The sequence below is a fragment of the bacterium genome, assembly GCA_021372615.1.
Classification (GTDB): Bacteria; Armatimonadota; Zipacnadia; order Zipacnadales; family UBA11051; genus JAJFUB01.
On the sequence record JAJFUB010000041.1, the window covers coordinates 25,690 to 48,777 of the forward strand.

Annotated in this window: 14 protein-coding genes; 6 read left to right on the forward strand and 8 right to left on the reverse strand. The window is 68.9% G+C overall.

The window, feature by feature from the left end:
• Positions 1 to 258 precede the first annotated feature (258 nt).
• The 7 genes from LLH23_06770 to LLH23_06800 form a co-directional block, all read right to left on the reverse strand.
• Positions 259 to 6,699, reverse strand: coding sequence for a carboxypeptidase regulatory-like domain-containing protein (locus tag LLH23_06770; GenBank protein MCE5238179.1), 6,441 nt, complete (start codon positions 6,697 to 6,699; stop codon positions 259 to 261).
• Between the two features lie 243 nt (positions 6,700 to 6,942).
• Positions 6,943 to 7,512 carry a methylated-DNA--[protein]-cysteine S-methyltransferase gene (locus LLH23_06775; GenBank protein ID MCE5238180.1) on the reverse strand — a complete coding sequence of 190 codons (570 nt, stop codon included), beginning with the start codon at positions 7,510 to 7,512 and terminating at the stop codon, positions 6,943 to 6,945.
• Between the two features lie 201 nt (positions 7,513 to 7,713).
• Entirely contained in the window at positions 7,714 to 8,760 is a 1,047-nt protein-coding gene (locus LLH23_06780) for a hypothetical protein (protein MCE5238181.1), read from the reverse strand.
• Positions 8,761 to 8,849: 89 nt separating this feature from the next.
• Entirely contained in the window at positions 8,850 to 10,253 is a 1,404-nt protein-coding gene (gene lpdA / locus LLH23_06785; GenBank protein MCE5238182.1) for a dihydrolipoyl dehydrogenase, read from the reverse strand.
• A gap of 179 nt (positions 10,254 to 10,432) precedes the next feature.
• The gene (locus tag LLH23_06790; GenBank protein ID MCE5238183.1) at positions 10,433 to 11,530 is read right to left on the reverse strand and encodes a hypothetical protein; all 1,098 of its coding nucleotides are present in this window, start codon (positions 11,528 to 11,530) and stop codon (positions 10,433 to 10,435) included.
• Positions 11,531 to 11,689: 159 nt separating this feature from the next.
• Complete coding sequence (locus tag LLH23_06795) at positions 11,690 to 12,997, reverse strand: alcohol dehydrogenase catalytic domain-containing protein (GenBank protein MCE5238184.1); 1,308 nt, start codon at positions 12,995 to 12,997, stop codon at positions 11,690 to 11,692.
• Positions 12,998 to 13,043: 46 nt separating this feature from the next.
• Complete coding sequence (locus LLH23_06800; protein ID MCE5238185.1) at positions 13,044 to 13,973, reverse strand: NAD-dependent epimerase/dehydratase family protein; 930 nt, start codon at positions 13,971 to 13,973, stop codon at positions 13,044 to 13,046.
• A 191-nt stretch (positions 13,974 to 14,164) separates the two neighbouring features.
• Between LLH23_06800 and LLH23_06805 the strand changes: the two genes are divergently transcribed.
• The 3 genes from LLH23_06805 to LLH23_06815 all read left to right on the forward strand — a co-directional run bounded on the left by LLH23_06805 (position 14,165) and on the right by LLH23_06815 (position 15,645).
• Positions 14,165 to 14,467: a TatD family hydrolase gene (locus tag LLH23_06805; GenBank protein MCE5238186.1), complete on the forward strand. Its 303-nt coding sequence runs from the start codon at positions 14,165 to 14,167 to the stop codon at positions 14,465 to 14,467.
• A complete protein-coding gene (locus tag LLH23_06810) occupies positions 14,433 to 14,984 on the forward strand; it encodes an amidohydrolase (GenBank protein MCE5238187.1) in 552 nt (183 codons plus the stop codon). The genes LLH23_06805 and LLH23_06810 overlap by 35 nt, the downstream gene beginning before the upstream one ends.
• A 67-nt stretch (positions 14,985 to 15,051) precedes the next feature.
• Entirely contained in the window at positions 15,052 to 15,645 is a 594-nt protein-coding gene (locus tag LLH23_06815; GenBank protein MCE5238188.1) for a DUF1559 domain-containing protein, read from the forward strand.
• 98 nt (positions 15,646 to 15,743) lie between these two features.
• On the opposite strand, the gene LLH23_06820 is transcribed toward LLH23_06815, so the two are convergent.
• Entirely contained in the window at positions 15,744 to 17,042 is a 1,299-nt protein-coding gene (locus LLH23_06820) for an MFS transporter (GenBank protein ID MCE5238189.1), read from the reverse strand.
• 448 nt (positions 17,043 to 17,490) lie between these two features.
• Here LLH23_06820 and LLH23_06825 point away from each other — a divergent pair, with 448 nt between their 5' ends.
• From LLH23_06825 to LLH23_06835, 3 genes are all read left to right on the forward strand, one after another.
• Positions 17,491 to 19,686 carry a TIR domain-containing protein gene (locus tag LLH23_06825; GenBank protein ID MCE5238190.1) on the forward strand — a complete coding sequence of 732 codons (2,196 nt, stop codon included), beginning with the start codon at positions 17,491 to 17,493 and terminating at the stop codon, positions 19,684 to 19,686.
• Positions 19,687 to 19,800: 114 nt separating this feature from the next.
• A complete protein-coding gene (locus LLH23_06830) occupies positions 19,801 to 21,207 on the forward strand; it encodes a hypothetical protein (protein MCE5238191.1) in 1,407 nt (468 codons plus the stop codon).
• A gap of 119 nt (positions 21,208 to 21,326) precedes the next feature.
• Positions 21,327 to 23,060 (forward strand): M48 family metalloprotease, encoded by a 1,734-nt coding sequence (locus LLH23_06835; GenBank protein MCE5238192.1) that lies wholly within the window; start codon positions 21,327 to 21,329, stop codon positions 23,058 to 23,060.
• The last annotated feature ends 28 nt before the right edge of the window (positions 23,061 to 23,088 follow it).

Below are 23,088 nucleotides of genomic sequence, written 5' to 3' on the forward strand. Positions count from 1 at the left end.
TGGACGTCTACGACCCGTTGCGTCACGGCTACGGCTGGGGCGGCACTGGCTGCCCCCGTACGGCATTCGGTCCCCCGTGGCGTTCTCTCCCGCAAGAGACCGCCTGGACCCAGATAGGGATGATGACTCCCCCGTCTGGCGCCCCACCCGGCGGGAAGCGGGCCCGCCGCGCCTGGTGCGTCTCATCCCGGGCCGCCTTACCCGCGCGGCCCGGGATGCCCCGATCAGTTGTGTCCGTCTGCGCTGGCCAACCGGCGCCTACTGCACCAGTAGCGGCGCCACCGTCGTCACCTGCTGCCCGTCCTCGGCCGAAGCCTGTACGCGCACCAGGTACCGGCCCGCTGGCACCCGCAGCCCGCTGTCGCTGCGCAGGTCCCAGGCGGCGGTGTTCACGCCGGCCTGACCCGCCGCGTCACGCGTCAGCACGCGGATCTGGCGGCCGGCCACGTTCATGATGGTCATCTGCACGCTCGCCGGGCGCGACAGCGTGTACGTCAGTGCCACGCCGCCGCCCTTGGCCGCCGTGGGCGATACCACGACGCTCAGCCCACCGCTCACGTTCGGCACGACGTCCAGCCGGAACTGGCGCTCGCCACCCGTGCCGGAGTTGTATGTGTACCCGCTGAGCGTCCGCGCCCACAGGCGCTTGCCCGACGCGACATCGGTCAGGTAGACCGCCTTGTCCCGCGATACTTGGGACAGGTCGGGCAGCGACACCTTCACCGGCACGTTCTGCAGGTCCGTCTTGACCGTGAAGTTGTAGGTGAGGCTGCTGGCCGACGCGCCGCGGATGTCACACGTCAGCGCCGTCCCCTTGCTGTCGGTGAAGTAGACATCCACCGAGTTGCTGATGAACGGCGGGTTCTCCATGACGTAGGCGGCCGGGTTGGAGGCCGCGCATGTCACCATGCCCGCGCGCGCCGTCGTGTCCATGGTGCCGCCGGCCTGCGCATGGATCGGGATGACGAACTCGCCGCTGCTCCGCGTCCAAGTCGGCTGCTCGGCGGTGATCGTGGTCGTGAGGGCGCTCACCGTCACCGCGCGCGCGCTCGTGGACTTCATCCACATGGCCGAGTGCTGCGGCACCGAAGTCAGGGCGCCCACGCCACTGGCGTCACTCACCAGGACATAGCCGGTTCCGGGCTGGTAGATGTAGGCATAGTCGGAGACCGGCCCGCCAGCCGTCACACCCACGTTCCCCCACGGCAGCGCCGCGGCGTACGGGTTGCCCGTCATGTTCCAGCCGGCGTACACCAGCAGCGTGTAGTTCACGCTCGTGCGCGTCGGCGTCCCGGCGACATTGAGGACCGTCGCCGCATCGGTCCGCACCCAGAACCCGCGCCCCACCTTGACCTGCACCAGCTCCAGGGTCGGGTCGGTGTTCCCGGCGTGGTACTGCTCGCCGCTGGGATCCCACCGGAAGGTCGGCAGCGCGCCGAACACGGCTACCGGCGAGGTGTTCTCGGGTGTGATCGGCAGGGACAGGAAGCTCAGCCCTGCCGGTAGGTTCACCGTGTAGATCGGCACCCCGACGAAGTCCACCTCGGTCACGCTGGCATCCAGGGCGACGCTCTCGGAGGTCGGCCGGAACACGTACCCCGTCAGCGCCGGCTGCACCGTCCAGGTGCCAGGGAGCAGGCCGGATATGGTGTAGGTGCCGGCATCGTTCGACACCGCTGTCCCAGTGCCCGTATCCCCGGTCGCCGTGACGGTGACCCCGCCCAGGCGGCCGCCGCTCAGATCGGTGATCACGCCGCTGATACTGAAGGTCTCCAGCGCGCCCACGAAGTTCTGGTTCGTCGCCGCCGGCCCGAGCGTCACCGACCGCGACGCGGGGGTGAACACGTAGCGTGACAGCGACGGCTCGATAGTGTAGTCACCCGCCGGCAGGTCCAGCAACTGGTACACCCCGGCCGCGTTGGTGACGGCCGTCCGTGAGCCGACTGTCACGGTCACGCCCTGCATGCCGGCGCCGTTGCCATCCGTGATGATGCCGGTGATGTCAAAGGCCGCCTGCCACACGAAGTCCACGCCGGTGGCGTTGGCGTCCGCAATGGTCGCTGTCTTGGACGTGGGCGTGAAGGCATAGCCCCGCAGCGTGGGGGTCACCGTGTACGTCCCGTTGACCATCCCCACGATGGTGTAGTCGCCGGCGGCGTTGGTGAGCGCCCACTGGTCACCGGTAGACACCACGACGTTCTCCAACCCCACTCCGGTGCTGCTCCTCACCGAGCCCGAGATCGTGTACGTCGGCGGCCCGGCGATGGTGAACCGCCACGAACTCGTGGCCGTCTTCCCGCCCAGGTCATAGGCCACAACGGTGACGTTGACCACCGCGCGGTAGGCAAAGTCATTGGCCGGGTTGTACACCACGGTGTACTTGGCGGCCGTGCCGGTGATCGTCGGCGTGCCGACATCCACCGCCACCCCGTCCGCGGTCACGGTCGTCGTCAGCTTGGTGCGGTCCACGCCCGTGCCGCTGTCACTCACCGTGAAGCTGATGTTGGTCCCCGGCGCGATGTCCAGCGCCCGATCCGCCGGGAACTGGTCGGCGATGACCGGAGGCTGCTGGTCCGTGGACTGCACCGGGCCAAACACGTTGGAGTCGACCGACTCGTTGGTGCCGTCGTAGGCGCGGACCATGTAGTAGTAGTCCGTCCCATCCGCCGCCGTAGTGTCAGCGTAGCTCGTCTGCCCCGCCGCGGCTGTCCCCAGCATGGTGCTGAAGCCCGTTGCGGTCGCGTCCCGCCGGTAGATGTGGTATTCCTTCACATCGTTCTGCCCGCCGCCGTCATCCGGCGACAGCGTCCACGTGACCGCGATCGTGCCGCCCAGACCCGGATCAATCGCCGCCACGTTCGACGGCGGCTCCGGCGGGATGTTGTCTATCGCCGAGACCGGCCCGGCCGGGGTCGAGTCGGCCGACTCGTTCGCCCCGTCCCACGCCCGCACCACGTAGTAGTACAGTGTGCCGGTCACAGCCGTTGTGTCCTGCAGCGTGTAGGCCGCCGACTTGGTGGCAGTGATCGTCTGCAACGGCGTCGTCGGGTAGCTCCCGGATGTGGTCGTGCGGTACAGCCGGTACTCCGTCACGTCGTCGGCGCCGCCGCCGTCGTCCTGGCTGGCGTTGAAGGTCAGGTCAATGACCCCGCCGTTGTCGTTCGGGTGGTCCTGGGCCAGCAGCGACTGCGGCGCACCCGGCGGCTCGTCCACCACCGGGCCATTGTAGTAACTCGGCGTCACGCCCTGGATCGGCAGCCGTGCCCGGTCCAGCCCGTCGGAGGCGATGAACCAGTACCGATGCGGCGTGCCCTCCACCAGCCCGGTGACCGAGTACTGGTAGACCGCTCCGTCGGTGTAGTCCTCGTCGGTCGAGTCCACCTTCGTCATGTCGTACTCGGTCCCGTCAATCACCACCCGCACGTAGTCGGGCGGATTGCCGGCTACACCGGCGAACTGGTCGATATCGGTGTAGATGACCGTGTAGGTGAACGTGGTGCTGACCCGCCCGGTGTTCGGATCAAGCCCCGGCGGGTTGGTCGCGTCGCTGCCGTTGTCCGTGGACTGGAAGCTCAGCGTCGGCGGCGTGTTGGCCTTGACATTGGGGCCGTCCTCGTAGGCGTTCGGCGTGGACGTCGGGTCCGCCGGGTTGCTTGGTTCACCGGCGAAGGTGAACGTCGCGTTCGAGGCCGAGGCCGGGTAGCGCAGCGAGCCGTCCGAAGCCTGTGCCCGGAAGATGTGCTGCCCCTCCGTGAGCTTCACTGCCACGGTCTTGTAGACCGCGCCGTCGGTGTAGACCGTGTCGCCGGTGTTGTCCGGGGACATGTTCAGCACGGTCGCCGGGGCGTCCACCGTCCCGTCAATGCCCAGCCGAATGGCCGCCGGCATGTTGTTCTCTTGGTCGGTGTAGGTCACCGAGAAGATGAATGGGGTCGCCGTGGTGCCGTCATACCCGGTCGCCGCGTCGGGAGTGAAGCGGAAGTCGGTCAGGACCGGGGCCGTGTTCTGGATGACCTCCGGGCCGTCGAAGGCGCCGCTGAGCGGCAGGCGTACCGTCTCGCCCTCCACCTTCATGTTGCTGTCGGTGGGGTCTATCCAGCAGCCCCAGTCATCCACGAACACGAAGTAGTAGCGATGCACGCCCGGCCCCAACTCGACATACGTGGCGCTGTTGAACACGTAGTCCTTGCCATCCGAGTAGTCCGTGTCGGCGGAGCTGGCCGGCAGCATCGTGCCGTGGAACCAGTTCGAGATGCGGAAGCGGTTCGTCGCGGCTACCCCATCGGTGAGCGCTGTCGAGCCGGACGCGAGCACGATCTGGGTGGCCGTGTTGCTGGTGATGGCATAGGTCTTCCCCGTCGCCGGCCCCGACAGTATCTCTGCCCTGTAGTTCCCCCCCGCCAACTCGTTGACCGCGTAGCCCGTCCCGCCGGTCGTCGTGTAGTTGATCGTCGTCTCATTGGATACCGACGACACCCGGCCCTCGCCGTTGGGGTTCCCGAACAGGTCCAGGTAGATCGAGGTCTCGAAGGGCCGGTCACCATCGGAACTGGTGTCCAGCATCTGGCCATCGGGGTCGGTATAGGTGACCTTGAACGTGAAGTCGTCGCCCGTGGCCCCGCCCGTCTGGGTGACGCTCTGCCCCGTCAGCGCTGGCGCGGCGTTGACGCGGAACGAGTAGAAGTCGTTCTCGCCCGTGCTGTCGCTGGCCACACCCATGTCGCCGGGGTCGTCGAGGCTCCCGCCATTGTACGTGTACCGCGCCGGGCGATTCGGGAAAGTCGCCTGCCGAATGCCGTCGCTGGTCACGAAGTAGTAGTTGTAGTCGCCCGCGCCGCCGCCACCCGGAAGCTGGTCCGGCGTCGTCACATACTGGTAGACGCACCCGTCACGGTAGTTCGTGTCCGTCGCGTCCAGCTTCTCCATCGTGTAGCCAGACCAGCTACCCAGGGAGACGCCATCGTCGTTCCTGCGGATCATCACGCGGATGTAGGCGGGGGGCAGGTTGCTCGACTGCCAGTAGTTGACCCGCAGCGTGTAGGTGCTGGCTGACGTCCACTTGCCACCCCGGAACGGCGCCGTGGCGTCCGTCTCGGGCCGGATGTTCGCGAAGTTGGGCAGGATGGTGTCGTCGTTGGTCACGCGCCACGGGCCGACCGGGGTGAATGTGGGGTCAGGGCCCGCGCCCAGTTCGGGCAGGAAGGGGTTAGCGGCGGCCTGAGGCGGGTTCACGCCCAGCGCGCTGCCGCTTTGGAACGGCTCAATCGAGCCACGGGGGAAGTACGGATGCGCGGTCAGCATCGGGTTGATGGCGGGGTACAAGCCGCTCTGCGAGCTGTACGGGTACCCGTGGCCCCCGTTGGCGCCGTCCGCATCGTCGTACCGCTGCACCACCGGGGTGACTTCCATGTCGCCCGTGCCGCCGCGGATCGGGCGCATGTACTCGTTGGCGAGCTCATCGCCGGGACGCCCGACCTGCAGCCACACGCGGTTGCCGTCCGGCGGGCTGAAGTCGGCACTCGCCAGGAACTCATACGTGTGGCCCCCCACCTGCATCGAGACGTAGTTGTTGGATGCGGGGCGCCCCTGCAGCCCGGCGGCATAGTAGTCGTTCAACTCGTCCCCGGGAGCGTCGAACGGGTACAGGAACAAGTTGTCCATGAAGTTCTGGTAGTCGGTCGGCAACAGCGTGTAGAAGTAGATGATGCCGTTGCCGTCATGTGGCTCGCTGTCGTTGGGGTTCTCGCGGATCATGTAGTGCGGCCGCGAGCGGTCACCGTCAATGATCAGCACGACCTCCGGCGCCTGCCAGATGTGTGACTCGCCCGTCTGGTCGGCGAAGTCGTCCATCCGTGGGCGCAGGGACGACCAGGCGCCCGTCGGCGTGGACCAAGACCATGCGCCTGCCCCATAGGTCCACCAGTCCGCACTCCAGTCCGTGTCCCGCGTGGCGTTCGCCCGACCGTTGTCGAAGTTGGCGAAGGTCCCCCGCGGCAATCCAGGCGCAGTGTTCGTGCCAAACCGCGGCAGCAGGTCCAGGCTCTGGTGTAGGTCCATCCGGTACTGCACCCGGAAGGTGAAGGTGCTGCTGCTGGAGCCATAGTCCTGACCGGCTACCGGCCCGTCCACCGACAGCGGGTCCACCCCGACGGCCATGCCGGACCACCAGTCCAGAATCGCGGCGTTGTCCCACCCGGTATTGTAGGTGCCTGCGGCACTGATGGTCGTCGCCGTCCCGCCAGATGCGGGGACGGTGGTGGCGTAGATCGTGAAGGCGAAGTCCTCGGCGCCGTTCCCCTGACGGACCTGCCCGATGACCTCGGTCGGACAGTGCGCGGCGCCCCTGTAGTCATATCCCGCATACGGGCCGATCGTGTAGGCCCAGACGCTGCTCGAGCCCCCGCTGATCAGGTAGCGCGTGACGCCGTCCGAGACGTCGTTCCAGTCGCCGTTGGGCTTGGGGAAGATCTGCGTGGTGCCGCCGACGCCCACGATGTGCATGTCCGTGAGGACTTCCGTGTTCGCGATCGTCAGAACCGCGCGGAAGTACCGCTCGGAGTTGCCCGTGGCATTCTGAGGGTATACCCCGTCCCCCCCATACCCCAAGACCAGGGTCGCGCCGTGTGCGGCGCAGCCTGTCACGATGAGTGCGAGCACGAGCAGAGGAAGCGATGAGTACTTGCGCACTGGATGGATCACGGGATCCCCATCCTCCTGTCTTGAGGTGCAGGCCCGACGTACCACCGCCGCAGCCCACCAACTGCCACCGCTCTTGCCGTCGGCCCCACGGAGCCCCGACGGTCGCATGGCAGGCACACAAAAACCTACTGGCGGCCCGGCTGGGCGCCGGTCGCAGTCGTCCCGACCTGAGCAAAGCCTGTGCTATGCCTGTAAATCAACCTGCGATAACCCCGTGTATTGTAGTTCAACAGGGCACCCAAGTCAACGTCGGAATGTCGCGCCCAGACCGGCCCAGACGCTGGCGCTGTCGGCTCCCTGTCCCGCCACCTCCGCCCAGCCCGCTTGCTGCCTCTCCATCGCCAGCAGAGCCTCCTTCAGGGCCGTGCCATACCCATACCCACCCAGCCCTCCCCCGGCCGCTATGACCCGGTGACAGGGCACCACCAGCGGCAGCCGGTTGGTGGCCATCACCTGCCCCACTGCCCGCGCCGCCCCCGGCTGCCCGCAGCGCCGGGCCAACTCACCGTAACTGACGGTCTCACCGTACGGAACCTCCGCGCACGCCCGCAGCACCCGCTCCTGGAACGCCGTCCCGCCCGCCAGGTCCACAGGGATCTCGAACCGCCGGCGGCGCCCGCCGAAGTACGCCCGCAGTTGCTCTGCCGCTTCTTGCACGATGGCCCGCGCCTCCGCAGGCCCGCCTGCCCCCTGCAGCTCGGCCGCTACCGCTTCCCGGGCCACCAGCCGCACTGACGCCAACCCACTCCGCGTGGCCATGAGCACACACGGCCCTGGCGGCAGCTCAACTGTCAGGATGGCATGTTCCCGCATATCGCGGAGGCTCTTCCAACTGCTTGAGTTAGGGAACTCGACCAGGGGACAACGCAACAGACTACTACACGCGAAACATAGTTACCTACTTCGGCCGATAGATAGTAACAACCGAGGCTCTGCAAAGGGTCCCTCTGCTTTTCCGCACGGCTCCAGGGAACTGTGCAGCCCTTCCGTGTCCCTGTCCCCCCTGACTGAGGCTCAGCCACGTACGGCGCGGCTGATCGCCAGGAAATTGGCCTGCCAGCGGTCCTCGGGCACATCCTCCGTGATCCCGATCAGGAACCGGTCCGCCTCCCCGTTCTGGGCGATCAAGTCTCGGGTCGTCTCGTACACCACCTCCGCCGATGACAGGTGCACCGAGGAGGGGAAGTTGATCCACAGCACCTTGTCCGGCCACGCCGCCCGTGCCTCGGCCAGTGTCATGTCCGTATCCGGGGCCGGCGTGAAGGCCTCAACGATATCTATACCCGAATCAGCGATCTCTTGCGCAAAAAGTCTGCAGTTTGCATCAAGATGCACCAGGAGCTGCTTTCCCTGTCGGTGCAACTCCTCCGCCAGCTCGTTGTAGTGTGGTAGGACGTAGTTGCGGAACCGTTCTGTTCCCACAATCTCGGGGCTGACGTTCCCGCCGTACTGGACTACCTGGTGCGGGCTCTCGGCCAGGATCTTGTAGCAGCGCCGGTTCCGCTCGTGCAGGGCCCGATAGAGCCGCATCAACTCATCCCGCCGCTCCATCCACTCGATCGTGAACGTCTCGACACCCATATAGGTGTAGATGAGCCCCTGCAGCGGCGAATACCCCGGCATCCCGCCCCGCAGGTACACATCCTCCCCCAGCCACTCCTGCGCCTTGATGACGCTGGCGTAGTCCGCCACGAACTGCGTGTCATTCGCCTGGAAGATCAGCTTCTCGTAGTCCTCGGGGCCCTTGAAGGGCAACTCATGGCGCCACGAAGTGAAATCCGCTGGTTCTGACAGGCTCGTCAGGTCCCCCTTGGGCGTGTGCGTGACCGTCCGCACCATGCCTTTGCCCGTTCTCTCATCAGTATAAGAGTATGTGTCCGTCGTACAGTTGGGGGTCACCGTGCTGTAGCCGACATAGCGCCGGTTCATGATGCACAGGCCCTCGTTGCGCAGTTGGCGCTCGACGGCGCACTGGGGGATCTTGTACTCATAGACGGTGAAGGGCACGTGATCGGGCTTCTGCCCGGCAATGACCATCTCGACGCGCTGTCGGGGTGTCATCGAGCTGCTCACCTCACGGGTTCCGGCGCCGTAGGAGCGCCGGCTTCCAGCCGGCAAGTCGTCCCGTAGTGCGGGCTTCCATCCCGCCATCACTTCCTGGGCGCCTGGTGGATGCCCTGGCCCAGCGCGTCCATCGCCGCCTCGCCGATCGCCTCGGCCAGCGTCGGGTGGGCGTGCATCGTCTCGGCCATGTCGGCCACGGTCAGCCCGTTCTGGGCTGCCAGGCCGATCTCGGCCACCAGGTCGGTCGCCGACGGCCCCACGACCGTCCCGCCCAGCACCCGGCCGTCGCCGGCGTCGGCCACGATCTTGACAAACCCCTCCCGGGCGCGGATCGCCGCGGCCTTGCCGAGGGCCTGGAAGGGGAACTTCCCGACCACCACGGCCGTCCCGGCGGCCTTCGCCTCGTGCTCGCGCAGGCCCACCGACCCGATCTCCGGGTGGGTGAAGACCACGCCCGGCACCAGCGCGTCGTGGACATGGTCGGCGCCGCCGAACAGGTAGTTCGCCACGGCGATGCCCTCATGCGACGCCCAGTGCGCCAGTCCGATGCCCCGGACGACATCGCCGATGGCGTAGACGCCGTCGAGGCTGGTCTTCCGGTTCGCATCCACGGTCAGCCGCCCGCGATCCAGCGCCGCTCCGGCTTCCTCCAGGCCCATGTTGGCCGTATTGGCCCGCCGCCCGGCGGCCATCAGCACCATGTCGGCCGCCACGGTCTTCTCCTCCCCCTCCTGCTCGAAGACCAGCACCTTCTTGCCCTCGCGCTCCTCAATGGCCTGGGCCTTGGCCCCGGTGGCGATCTTCACGCCGCTCTTCTTGAGCGAGCTGGCCAGCACGTCGCTGGCCTCGGGGTCCTCGGTGGGCAGGATACGGGGCAGCATCTCCACGATGGTCACTTTGGTGCCAAAGCGCGAATAGACATAGGCGAACTCGCAGCCGATGGCCCCGCCGCCGATGATCGCCAGGCTCTCGGGCGGGCCGGGCAGCGCCACGGCCTCATCGCTGGTGAACACGCCCTCGCTGTCATGGCCGGGGATCGGCAGCACGAAGGGCACGGAGCCGGTGGCCCAGATGATGTGCTTGCCGCTGATCCGCTCGGTCCCGCCAGCGGCAGTCACTTCCACTTCCGTGGGCGACAGCAGCTTCCCGCGGCCGCTATGCACCTGCACCTGCCGGGCCTTCAGCAGCCCCTCCACGCCGGCCACGAGCTGTTTGACCGTGCGGTCCTTGTGCTTGCGCACCCCGTCGAAGTCAATCTGCACCTCTCCGGCGGTGATGCCGAAGGTCTTGGCGCCCTTGATCTCCTCGACGACTTCGGCGCACTTGATGAGCGCCTTGGAGGGGATGCAGCCACGGTTCAGGCACGTCCCGCCGACCTCCCGCTCCTCGACCAGGGCCACCTTCGCGCCCAGATCCCCGGCCCGAATGGCCGACACGTAACCGCCCGGCCCGCCCCCAACGATGATCAGATCGAACGAACTGTCGCTCATATCATGGTATCCTTTCGGATGGCAACTTCGCCCCGTCAGGCGGCGGGGTGCCACGGCCAGGCCCCCTGGCCGTGCCCGGACCACTTTGGCCCGTAGGGCAGGCGGCCTCGCCTGCCCGCCCCGACGCGCGGGCGAGGCCGCCCGCGCTACTGAGTGCCATGTGACGTCCCGGTCGCGCCCTACCCGGGCGCCACCCACGAGAACGCCCGCTCCATCTCCGGGAACGGGCTCACATCGAACCGCCGCTCGGGCACGATCCCCTTCAAATGCCAGTCGGCGAAGTCCATGAACGCCTGCCAGTCTGCCGGCCCGTGCTCATGCCCACCCTCGCGGAACCAGATACCGACGCGCTCCTCGGCCCCCAGGAAGCGGTACACTTCCCGCGCGGCGTCATAGGTCTGGTATGTTCCCGTCGGATTGGCCCACAGGTCCCCCAGCGCCTCCATCGTGAGCAGGCCCCGGGGCGCCACGAGCGCCTTCAGGGCGTGCTGGTCGAAGGGCAACTCCGCCACCCGGCCGACGTAGTCGTGCATCGGCGGGGCGTACCAGTACGGGATGGCGCGCATGTTGTCGGCGATCGTCTCGGACTCCTCGCCCTGCCAGCGGTAGCACCCGGCCCCGCCGGCCCCGGAGTTGTTCGCCCCGGTCAGCGCGATCCGCTCATCCGTTGCGCCGGCCAGCAGGGAGGTCTTCCCGCCCCGGGAGTGCCCGACCACGGCCAAGCGCGCCGGATCGGCCCAATCCTGGGTCAGCAGGAAGTCCACGACCCGGTGGTAGCCCCATGCCCACGCCGCCAGGGCCCCGAAGCCGCAGTCGGGGAAGACGGTGTACAGGCCCGTGGTGCGCTCGCTGTGGTAGGCATCGGGGGCCAGTTCGGTGCGGTTGAAGGTCACCAGCGCATAGCCCCGCCCGATGACACCCTCGATGACCTCGTCCCGCAGCGCCCCCCAGCACATGTCCCCATCCATGACGACCGGGAAGGGGCCGTCGCCTTCGGGCACCAGTGCATCAACAATGAACCAGAAGGGATGCGCGCCACCCTCGATGTTCAGGCGGTAGCCGAACCGCCGGGGCTTGCCGGCCAGGCGCCGGGCCACATTCGGGTGCAGCAACTCGGAGGTCACGGCCTCGGGCCGGGGCGGCATCCCGCCATACTCGATCGGGATAACGAGGTCATACCATTCCTGGCGCTTGCGCCGCCAGGCCTGCACGCTGTCCACGCGCGAGCCATCGCCGAACGCGAAGAGATCAGGCAGTTCACCGGCTAGTGTGTGCATGGTCAGCTCCCGGCGGCTCCTGGGCCGCACCTGAGAATAGTCGTCAGTCGGGCACCGCGCCCGGCCTTGCCAGTAGGGCAGGCGGCCTCGCCTGCCCGTGGGGTCTCGACTGCCCCGCGGGCGGGCCGCCCGCGGTACTGGGAGAGGCGTGCCACTCCCCTACTCCGGCGTCAGCACCACCTTGATCGCCTGCTTCTCCCGCAGCAGCCGCAGTCCCTCGTTGGCCTGCTCCAGGGGCAGCACATGGGTCACCAGCGCATCGAGGGGATAGCGGCGAGAGTGCGCGATCGTCAGCGCCTGGTGCAGATGCCGCACGTTCGAGGTCCAGACGCCCTGCAGGCGCACCTGCTTGCGGGATACCACGTAGGGGTCGAAGGTGAAGCCGGGCAGCGGCGTGGCCAGGCCGGGAATCGTGACGGTCCCGCCGGGCGCGACCAGCTCCAGGGCCTCGCGGATCGTGTCAGCCGTCCCGGCACAGTCCACGACCGCCCCGGCGCCGACGCCCCGGGTCAGGCCCCGCACCAGCTCAAGCCGGTCGGCCAGATCGGTGTCGCCCGTGCTGACAGGGAGGCAGCCGGCCGTCTCGGCCAGGTCCAGCCGCCGCCCGCTCCGCGCGGTGCCGATCATGACGACCTGGTCGGCGCCCCGGGAAAAGGCCAGCGCCGCCGCATACAGCCCGAGCGGACCCGGTCCGATGACGACGACCACCTCCGCGGGCTCGATGCCGGCCAGCTCGATGGCATGGGCGGCCGTGGCCCCCGAGCACGTCGCGGCCACTAGCCCAATCGGCTCGGCCTCAGGCGGCAGCTTGATGGTCTCCGTCCCCGCCCGCAGCACGATCATCTCGGCATAGCAGCCCTGTAGGGCGGGAGCGCCGCCGTTGCCGTCGCCGTTCCCGCCGCCGTTGCCGTCGCCGTTCCCGCCGCCGTTGCCGTTGCCGTCGCCGTTCCCCTCTCCGGAGCGCAGCGCAGCGGAGCGAGGGAGAGGGGCAGGGGTGAGGACGCCGTTGCCTTTGCCGTCGCCGTTGCCGTCGCCGTTCCCCCCCTCCCCCGTGGGGAGGGGGCCGGGGGGTGGGACGCCGTCCCCGCCTCCCAGCGAGATCCCATACGTCACCCGCTCCTGGCACAGCTCCGGCTGCCCCCGCAGCGTGCAATACGGGCAGTGCCCGCACGTCAGCCCCCGGTTGAAGGCCACCAGGTCGCCCACGCGCAGGCTCTCGCCGAAGACGTCAGCCTTGTCGCCCCCCAGGGCGGCAATCCCGCCGATCCCTTCGTGCCCGGGCACGAGCGGCAGCGGCACGCGGGGGTCATCGCCGGCGACGATGTCGAGATCGGAGCCGCAGATGCCGCTGGCCAGCAGGCGCAGCAGCACCTCGCCGGGCGCCAACTCGGGGACCGGAAGCTCGTGCAGTTCGAGCGGTTGCCCGAACTGCGTGAGGACCATGGCTTTGGCGGTGTGCTTTATCATCGTCGCTTCACTGGCTCTGGGAGCTGTCGGTCGCGGTCGGCGGCCGCTACCCCGCCAACTGCTTCCGGTTGAACTCCACGGTCATCTTCACGCCCTCGCGGAAGCTGACCTTGGGCTCCCAGCCCAGAACGCGCTTGGCCTTGGTGATGTCCAGGGCGATGTGGCGCACCTCGCCCTTGCGCTCCTCGGTGTAGATCGGGGGCTCGCCGTACCCGGTGGCGGCGGCGATGGCGTCGTAGACCTCCTGATCGGTGGTCTGGACGCTTGTCCCGATGTTCACAATCTCCCCGTCGCCGCGCTCCAGGGCCAGCACATTGGCCTCCACGACGTCCCCGACAAACACGTAGTCGCGCGTCTTGTCGCCCTTGCCGAAGATCGTGGGGCGCTTGCCCTCGAGCATCAGCCCGGTGAAGATGGCGTTGACGCCGGCTTCACCCTTGGGGTCCTGCCGGGGGCCGAAGACGTTGGCGTACCGCAAGACGGTGTAGTGGAGCCCCTCGATGATCGAGTACATCTCCAGGTAGTGCTCCAGCACGTGCTTGGTCAGGCCATAGGGCGAGATGGGGCGGATGGGGTGGTCCTCGGTGCAGGGGATGACCTCGGGATTGCCGTAGATCGCCCCGCCGGTCGAGGCGTAGACGAACTTGCCGACCTGGGCCGCCAGCGCCGCCCGCACCACATTGATCCCGCCGAGCACATTGACGCTGGCATCGAAGACGGGGTCTTCCACGGCCTTGCGCACGTCAATCTGGGCGGCATGGTGGCAGACGATCTCGGGCCCGAAGGCCTCGAACGCCTGCTGAACGGCCTCCCGGTCGGTGATGTCCACCTCATGGAAGGTGGCGCGCGCATCGAGGTTCTGGCGCTTGCCGGTGATCAGGTTGTCCACGATGGCGACCTCGTGCCCGAGGTCCACGAAGCGGTTCACAACGTTCGAGCCGATGAACCCGGCGCCGCCTGTCACGAGAATTCTCATTCGCAGCCATCCTCACATTCGCATTCATGCATGGTCGTGCCGGCCATGCGCTGACCGGCCCGCAGATGTTAGTTTCGCCGGCGCCACAGCCATCCCTCCCCGCGCCCCGCCGGGGAGGTCCGGCCCCTTCTGACGCCGAACTCGCCCCCGCACACACCACCCCCCGCCATGACGGCCACAGGAGACACGCCATGGACGCCCCGCGCGTGCTGGACACCCATTGCCACTACCAGAAGACCGACGGCTTCCTCGAGCAGATGCTGGAGCAGGGGCAGGCCGCCGGGGTGGAGGTCTTCTGCCTCAACGGGGGCGGTCCGCGGTGGCGTCAGCACGACAACAACGGCGTGATGGCCGCGGCCGAGCAGCACCCTGACCGCATCCTGCCCTTCGCCTTCTGCAACCTGGGCGAGGACACCGGCTCACAGGTCTACGCCTGGTACCGGGCCGGCTTCCGGGGGGGTGAAGACCCAGTGTCCGACCGGGACGTACGATGATGAGGCCTTCTTCCCGGTCTATGCCGCCGCCGAGGAGTGCCGCCTGCCCATCCTGTTCCACACCGGCATCAGCGCCCGCTTCGCCAACCACGACCACTGGAACACGTCCTCGCGGTTCATGATGCCCCTGACGCTGGACCGCCTCGCCCGTTGCTTCCCGGGCCTCACCATCTGGGCGGGGCACCTGGGCGTGCCGGACACCTGGCACGCGGCCATGCTCATGCGCATCCACGCCCACGTGCACTTCGACCTGTGCGGCATTGACGTGACGGGACGGCGGTGGACGACGATCTGCAGTCACGGCGAGATGTTCTATGGCGGGGCGGACCACTTCGGCAAGCTGGTGTTCGGCAGCGAAGGGTCTCCCGGCGGCTTTGTCCCGCTCTCAAACGCCTACCGCGAGCTGCTGGACGCCCATCACGTGCCGGCCGAGGTCTGCACACGCATCCTGTGGGGCAACGCCGCGGAGGCGCTCAGACTGACAGTTGACTCTTCAGGTAGGAATGTGGCAAGGTGAGGTCGAAGAACTACCATACAAGGTGGCTCTAAGACCACTCATCAACGACCTCGGAGGTTATGCCACAATGACGCAACGTGGATTTACGCTCATCGAGTTGTTGGTTGTCATCGCCATCATCGCCATTCTCGCTGCCATTCTGTTTCCCGTGTTTGCCAAGGCCCGCGAGAAGGCCCGACAGAGCAGTTGTCTGTCCAACGTCAAGCAGTTGATGCTCGCCTTCATGCAGTACAAGCAGGACTACGACGAGCGCTGGCCACAGATGTACTGGGGGGGCAGTAGCTGGGAGCCCGCTGCGTCAGGCTGGTGGGGCGGCGAGATCGAGCCTTACATCAAGAACAAGCAGATCTTCCTGTGCCCCAGCAAGAGTGATACCGTCTGCAGCTACATCTACAACAGCGGCTACCTGAGCCGGAGGGCTGACGGGGACATCACGGTGCCTGCCGAGTTGGTGGCTCTGGCCGACAGCACTGGCAACGGCTGGTGGGGTATTGACGGGAACACCCCGGGCAACAGCCAGTGTCTCTTCGGGAACGCGAACTGCCGCATCAAGCCCGGGCACAACGACGGCGCCAACTTCGGCTACTGCGATGGTCACGGCAAGTGGCAGGCCGCCACCGGCTGGAAGGCGAGCTGGTGGAACCCGACCTGGACGCCGTAGTGGCCGCACCATGGGGGGGAACGAACGAGTAGTCAAAACACCGGGCGCTGCCACTGGCAGCGCCCGCTTCGTTGCTGCCGGCCGGGGGAAGCCCAAACCTACGTCCGCCCCACGCCCGTCCCCATGATCTCGTCGGCCTCTTCTTCCATTTCGCTCTGGCATGCCGCCGTGGCCAGCGTCAGGTCGGCCATCGGCTGCGCGACGATCTGCTGCAGCACCCGCGGCGCCATCCAGGCGACCAGACCGGAGATGAGCACGAACGCCAGCCCGACGATGAGGAACGGCATGGCCATGCCGAAGTGGGCCGCCAGGGTACTGCCGACCAGCGGCCCGAAGCCCCAGCCCAGGCACGAGAGGGTCTGCACCAGCCCGAAGGCCCTGCCGCAAGCCTGCCGGGGCACCATGTGGCGGATCAGGGCGTTGATCGCCGGAATCGTGCCGGCCCCGGAGGCGGCTGTGAGCAGCCGCCAGAAGAGCAGTTGGCCCGTATTGTGCACGTAGGCGTGCGGGATGAGCGTCAGGCCGGTCAGGAGGGTGCAGATGGTCAGAACCTTGCCGTAGCCGATCCGGTCCCCCATGCGCCCCAGGATCGTGGCGGCGACGGCCGCGGCGATCGCGGCCAGCATGAGGATGTCGCCGGTCACCATCGAGGCGTTCTTGGCGCCCGCGCCCGATAGCTTCTCGATGTACAGCGGCAGAACCGGCCCCACGAATGAGCCGGCGAACATCACCAGGAACAGCAGCCCGGCCAGGGTCGTGAAGCCCCTGAGGGTCACGACCTCGCGGATCGTGGCCGGCCCGCGCTCCTCCTCTTCATCCTCGGTCTGCTCAAAGTCCTCATGGACGCCCAGCACGGTCAGCAGCCCGGCCAGCAGCAGGAACCCCGCGGCAAACAGGAAGGGCAGACGGAGGCCGTATTCGGCCGCCAGCCGCCCGCCGACGCCCGGCCCGACCGAGTTGCCGATGTACTGCGCGGTGTGCATCAGCCCCAGCGCAAACCCGGCGCGCCGGATGGGGACGACGCTGCCCACCAGCGCCACCGAGGCGGCGACGGTGCCGGTCAGGATGCCCTGCATCACGCGGAGCGCCAGGAGTTGGTGGACGTTCTGCACGTACGCCATGGCCCCGAGCACGACCATCCCGCCGAACATCGAGCGCATGACCATGAGCTTGCGCCCGTGGCGGTCGGCGAGCAGGCCCCACAGCGGCGCGACCGCAGCCATCACCAGCCCGGCGGCCGTGGATAGCCACCCGGACCAGATGAGCACGGCCGGTCCGTCAGGGACTCCCAGCGAGCGCACATAGTACGGCAGGAAGGGGATGCACATGGCGAAGCCCATGATCGAGCAGATCTGGGCTACCCAGGACGCGGCTAGGGTGGACTTCCATCGCGGCACGGCGAGAACCACGCTTCGTAGGCGGTACGGCATCGGGTGGCAGACGCGGGCATGCCACCACAAACCGGACAGTCTACTCCTTTACCACCATTTGTCAAACTCCGGCTCCTCCCCTGTGTCGCTCCTAAGTAGTAATGTCCCCTTCGTGCAAAGTAGGAATGTCCTTCGGCGAACAGAGGGGCATGAAGCTACTGACATGGGTGACGAGGAACCCGGACACGGCGAGGTTCTGGAGCAGTTGCAGCAGGGGCTGTGCCAGCGCCAGCCCAGCCGTCTGCGTGCGCGGGCGCGGACGTCCCGGACGCGCCAGGCAGGGCTCTGTGCGCGTGAGGACACGCCCGCCCACGCCGCCGGCCGCGGCGGAAGGATGTGGACGCGAGAGCAGCGAACAACGTGTTCCGTGCCGACGCCCCGGGCTTCGGAGGCCATGCCGCAGTGAGAGTCAGCCATGCAGACCCGTATTGACATCTTTGTCAGCTATGCTCAGAACGACCGGGAGGTCGCCGAGGCCGTCGCGGCCAGTTTGGAGGATGCCGGAGCGTTCTGCTGGATCGCCCCGCGCGACATCCTGCCGGGGGCCGACTATGGGGCCGAGATCGTGCGCGGGATCGCCAGCGCGGCCATGTTCGTGCTCGTGTTCTCCCAGCACGCGGACCGCTCGCCATACGTGCTGCGGGAGGTGGACTTCGCCCTCGCCGAGGGCAAGGTGATCCTACCGATCCGCATTGACGAGACGAAGCCTTCGGCGGGCATGGACTTCCGTCTGCGCACCGTGCAGTGGGTCGAGGCGCCGGATGTCCCCGTGGCTGACCATATCATCCAGGGGGCCCTGCGAGTGCTGGCGGCAGTGCAGGGGCGCGAAACCCCGCCGGCCGCGTCGTCCCCACCGGCCGCCCCGGCACGGCCGGAGCCGCGTGATGGGGACGAGCCGCCATCCGTGGCGCCGGTGACGGCCTCCCTGACGGGTCCGTACCCCCTGCCGCCGGCCGAGCTGCTGAGCGACCTGCCGACCGAGGCCGCCGCGGTCAGCGACGACGCGGCCGCCGACCGGGAGGCGTGCGCCCGCCTGCAGGTCCTGCTCCACAGCCTCCGTCTCAAGGGGCAGGTCACCCACTGCGTGCGCGGACCGATCGTGACGACGTTCGCGGTGGAGCCGGCGCCCCGGGCCCGCGTGACCGACTTCGTGCGTCGTGCCTACGAACTGAATCAGGCGCTCGGGGCCGCCGGTGTGCGCATCGAGGCCGCCGCCGGCGACGGCAAGGCGACTGCGGCCAACATGATCTGGATCGAGGTCGCGAGCGACACGGAGGCCCAGGTGGGCCTCAAACCACTGCTGAGCGAGGGCACGTACTCGTCTCCGGTCGCCTTCGCCCTGGGCCGCTACGCCTGCGGCCTGCCGCTGGTGCTGGACCTGGCGCAGGCCGCGCACGTGCTGATCGGCGGAGTCGCCGGCTCGGGCAAGAGCGCCTGCCTGCACGCCGCCGTGGTCAGCATGCTCATGCGCACCACGCCCGACGAGGTGCGGCTGCTGCTCATTGACCCCAAGCGGGTCGAGTTCCCGGTCTATGATGGCCTCCCGCAGTTGCTGGCGCCGGTCATCAGCGAAGCCGGCCCCGCCCGCGACGCGCTGGCGTGGGCCGCGGCGCAGCTCGACACCCGGTACGAGGCCCTGGCGCGGGCCGAGGTGCGCAACCTCGACGAGTACAACGCGCTGGCCCTCGCCCGCCTCGGCGACGTCCCGGCCCCCGAGCCGCCCCTGCCGCGTCTCGTGATTGCCATAGACGAGTTGGCCGACCTCATGATGCAGGCCGCCACCGACGTGGAGTACCACGTATGCCGCATCGCCCAGCTCGGCCGCGCGGTCGGCGTGCACTTGCTCATCTCCACCGTCCGCCCGTCGCCGAAGGTGCTCACCGGCCCGATCCGGGCCAACATCCCCACCCGGATCGCGCTGAAGACGGCGACGGCGGCCGATTCGCGGGTGATCCTGGACGAGGCCGGGGCCGAGCGGCTGCAGGGCCGCGGGGACATGCTCTACTTCCCGATCGGCGCCCCCGAGCCAGTGCGCGCTCAGGGGGCGCTTGTCAGGTCGGAGGACATCGTGCGGGTCGCCCGGTTCGCGCGCACCCAGTGCGGGCCGCAGTACGTGCCGGAGCTGCTGACCGCCACCGCAAGCCCGGCTGGCGGTGGGCCGGCTGACGAGTTGTACGCGGACGCGGAAGCCTTCGTCGTGGCCGAACAGACCGCGACCATCGCGGCGCTCCAGCGGCACTTCGGCATCGGCTACGCTCGGGCCGCTCGCCTGATGGACGAACTGGAATGGTGGGGCGTGGTCGGGCCGCAGCAGGGCAGCCAGCCCCGACAGGTGCTCCGCAGGCCCCCCGCCCCCCATGGACCAGGCGGGCCCGCTGAAGACGCCGATGACGACCTGTACGCCGCGGCCGAGGCGTATGTCGTCGCGCAGCAGACGGCGTCGCTGTCGGCCCTGCAGCGGCGTTTCCTGATCGGCTACGCCCGGGCCGGACGCCTGATGGACGAGTTGGAGCAGCGGGGCGTCATCGGACCGCGGGACGGCAGCAAGCCGCGGCAGGTCCTGCGCCGCCCCGACCCGGACGGGGGCACCCACGGCGGCACCCCGGCCTAGCGAGGCGCCAGGGCCGGGGCATGCGCATGTGAGGGCACGTCGGCCCACGCGACACGTGCGCGCCTGCGCGATGCACCGCAGGTGGCGACCAGATTGGTGTGGAATAGCTGAGACATGTTCACTCGCCCACTGGGCCTATGCATCCTGCTGGCATTCGCGGCGAGCGCCATGGCGGCGCCGCTGCCCGTGCGCTGGTCGCTTGACCTCGCCACCGGGGAGCTGGGCTGGCGGTTCCGGCAGGACTTCGCCGTCTGGCCGGGCCCGTACTGGCGCGGCCAGGGCCAGCCACCCGTTGCCGCCAGACCCGAGGATCCGGCCACCTGGGGCCTGCTGCGCCTCGGCGGCCAGGCTGATACGCCGCCGACGCCCCAGAGCGCCACAACTGAGCTGACCGCGCCGCTGGTGGCGGACCGGCCGTTGGTGGATGGCCTCCTGGGAGGGGACGAGTGGGATGGGGCCGCGCAGGCCGTGGAGCCGCTCGACCTGGGCGAGGCCTGGGCGATCTACGCCCAGCACACCGCCGACACCCTCTATGTCTGTGTCGCCTGCCCCTCGGCGCTGACGCTGCGGCAGGGGCAGATGGCCGAGCTGTACCTGGCCCCCACCGGCGCGGAGGGGGCGCCCATGGCCTCCGCCGCACGGCAACTGCGCGTGCGGGCCGACCGCGACCAGCGGGCCGCATTGCAGACCGGCACGCTCGCCGGCGGCCAGTGGGACCTGCGGGGTGAGACCCGCGACGACTCGCAGGGCTGGCGCGGGGCCGCCTCCCCCCGGGGGGATGGCGGCTGGGCCTTTGCGGTCTATGAGTTCGCGGTACCGCTGAGCCTGTGCTGCCCCCCGGCGGCCGCGGCGCCGGAGACCCTCCGCTTCCTGGTGCGCCTGCAAACCGTGAGCCACGGGGGCTCAGTGGACGGCCCCAGGAACGCCGATCCCGAGGCGGTCATCTGGCCGGACGGTCGCACCTCATGTGCCAGTGTCGCCCCGGCGGCAGGGCCGCGTCCCGATTCCTGGCAGCGTCTGCTGCTGCGAGCGGGCGATGCGGCCGAGGGCACGGCGGTGCCGGCGACCACCCGCCCGGTCAAGATTGACGGGCAGATCGGCCTCAAGGAGTGGGGCGACGCCCGCGTGACGGCCTACAGCCTGCCCGGCGACCAGTGGCGGCGGGTGTGGCTGATGCGCGACGACCGGAACCTGTACGTGGCGGTGCGCCTGCATGTCGCGCGGGGCCTCCGGCAGCAGGAGGCCTGTCAGGTCTATGTAGACCCCTGCGGCGACGGGGGCCTGCAGCCGCGTGGGGACGACCTGGAGGTCCGGCTGCCGCTGGGGCCTGACAGTGTGGTCGAGACGCTCCGCTGCCAGGACCAGCAGTGGCGGCCCGGCGCCCTGCCCGATGTCCAGGGTGCGTCCTACCCGGTCAGCGCGACCGAGAGCACCTACGAGGTGGCTTTGCCCCTGGCGGTCCTGGGGCCGGACTTGCGCCCCCATCTGGCGGTGGAAGTGGTCTACGGGTTGCCCCGATGAGCACCCGCGCGCCGTGCCCCGGGGGTGATCCCACGCACAGGTGGCGCCATCCGCCGGCGGCGTCACGACGACCCGTTGCTCGTCGCCTCCTCCCCCCACTCCTGCCGCTCCTCGCCCTGTTGACCCCCGGCCACAGTCCCGCCGCCGTCTGGACCGAGTTTGAGAAACGCCTCGGCCAGCTCACCCTCCGCGAGATGGAACTGCGCAACGGCCGCGTCCAAGACGCGCTGCTGCAGGACTGGGTGGACCGGGTGGCGGCGCCCGTGGCCGCGCAGTCCACGCGCCAGTTCACCTTCGAGTTCGTCATCCTGGGCAGCTACGACAACAACGCCTTCTCCCTCCCCGGCGGCATTGTGTGCGTCACACGCGGGCTCCTGTGCCATGTGACCTCGGACGAGGAGCTGGCCGGGGTGCTCGCTCACGAAGTCGCTCATGCCCAGGACCAGGACGTCCGGCGCATGCTGCAGATGCAGCTGGCTTACCTGGCGGCGGTGGGCCTCCTGCGCGAGCACGTCGGACGGGACTGGATCTATGTGGCGCAGATCGTGCAATTGCTCGACAGCTTGCGCTCCCAGCGCGCCCACGAGACCCAGGCGGATCTCAAGGGAGCCGAACTGGCCTTCGCGGCGGGCTACGACCCCGAGGGTGTGGCCACATTCCTGCAGCAGATTCCCGACGCCAGCGGCCTGGGCGGTGACCTGCTGGCGACCCACCCACGGGCCTCGCGGCGCCTGCGGGCGGTCCGCCGGCAGATCGAGCAACTCGAGGCCCCGGAGTATGACCGTCTGGTCGCGGTCGGCGACCGCCTGCGGGACAGGCTGCACTACCGCCGCGCCCTGGCCGTCTATGAACAGGCGGCGCGCCGACAGCCCGACCGCGCCGAGGCGCCGGCGCGCATGGCCGACGTGCGCGGGCGCCTCGCCCCGGACCGGGACGGGGCTGAGGTCGAGTTGGCCCTCGGTCCCGAGGAGAGCGCCCGCTTGACCGCGACGCGGGAGGAACTGTGCCGCTGCGAGCAGGACCTGATCCGGGCCGAGACGCGCCTGCGCAAGCAGCTCCGGGCGTACCAGAAGGACCGGGACATCGCCCGGGCGCTCGAGTTGAGCCAGGTCATTGTGCCCGAGGTTGGCGAGGTGCAGTACCTGGCCACCCTCGCCCGGGCCCACTACGCCCTCGCGGCCTCGTGGAATGAGATCATCCGGCAGGCGGAGATCCTGTCGCGCAGCATGGCCCTGCGCACCGGCTGGGACCGCAGCGCGACAGACCTGCAGGACCCCCACAAGGTGAAGGGTGCGACCGTGGCGAATGAGACGGAGTGGCGGCTGGCAGCGGCGCAGTTCGACGGCGCCGTGCCGGCGGTCGCCGCGGCGACGGCAGCCGTGACGCGGACGGCCCGCACGTCGGCCGACCTGACGCAGGCCACGCGCATGTTGGCGTTGGCGTTCCTGGCGCTGGTTGCGTCGGGCTCCGAGCAGCCTCTGGGGCGCCTGAACTTCACGCGGTTCATGGTGCTGCAGAGCGATGTCTTCGCCGCGGACAGGCTGATCCAGCGGGCAGCCAGGGCGGGGCGGGAAGCACACGCCGAGATCGTGCGGCAGCACCTGGTGGCGCTCGCGGAGCAGATGTCCGTGCTGCACGCGACGGCGGGGCCTGCCCTGCGGGAGCTGGATGGGGGGCTGGTGGCGCAGCGGCTGGGGGGAGCGCAGCCTCCGCCCGTGCAGACGCCGCAACTGCTGGGGCAGGCGCTCCTGGTATGCCACGCGCCGCCGGAGGCGACCGTCGAGAGCCTGCAAGCCGTGGACACAGTCCTGCGCATGTGCTACCTGGACATGCGCGCCGAGCGGGGGCAGTAGCCCCAATCCCGGATCCCGAACCCCGGAT